The organism is Acidiphilium sp. PM (assembly GCF_000219295.1).
GTDB classification, from domain to species: domain Bacteria; phylum Pseudomonadota; class Alphaproteobacteria; order Acetobacterales; family Acetobacteraceae; genus Acidiphilium; species Acidiphilium multivorum.
On record NZ_AFPR01000325.1, the window covers coordinates 1 to 787 of the forward strand.

1 protein-coding gene is annotated in these 787 nt (G+C 71.9%); it reads right to left on the reverse strand.

Annotation, left to right across the window (positions count from 1 at the left end):
* Positions 1-787, reverse strand: a 787-nt coding sequence (locus tag APM_RS12210) for an AI-2E family transporter (RefSeq protein WP_039888506.1), incomplete at both ends; no start/stop codon positions are given.

Genomic DNA, 787 nt, shown 5'->3' on the forward strand with positions numbered 1-787 from the left:
CGGCACCGTGTGCAGCTGCAGCCGGTTGCCGACCAGCACGGGGCGGACCACGTTGTCGATCGTGCCGACCACCAGCGCCCCCCAGAGCGAGAGGATGATCGCCTTCTCCTCGTGGCCGTTCAGCGCCAGCAGCACCGCCTCGGGAATCCAGACGATGAAGGCGCCGAGCACCGGCACCAGCGAGAGCATCCCCATCACCACGCCCCAGAGCAACGGCGCGGCGAGGCCGAGGCCCCAGAACATCAGCCCGCCGAGCAGGCCCTGCAGGGTCGAGACCATCACCGTGCCGTAGATCACGGCATAGACCGTATCGGCGGTGCGGCTGAACAGCCGGTCGGTCTCCGGCCCGGTCAGCGGCAGCACGGCGCGCAGCGCGGCATCGGCCCGCGCGCGGTCGCGCAGGAAGAAGAACAGGATGTAGAAGGTCAGCACGATCTCGACCGCCTGCGCCAGCGAGCCGCGCAGGAACGAGGCGCCGACCGTGCTGAGCAGGCCGCTGGCCCGGGTGATCATCGCCTGCAGGTCGATCTGCCTGGCGAGCCAGTCCACCTGCGGCGGCACCGCGAGCGTGCCGGCGGCGAGGTGCTGCTGCACATAGGCGGCACTCGCCGCCGCCTCGCGCACCAGCCGCTCGATCACCAGCACCGCGGGGGCGGCGACGACGATGGCGGCGATGCCCACCGTGATGATCGCGGCGGCACCCGGATGGCGCACCAGCCGTTCCAGCCGGCGCTGCAGCGGGGTGAACAGGATGGCGAGGGTCAGCGCCCAGGTCAGCGCGCCGGCG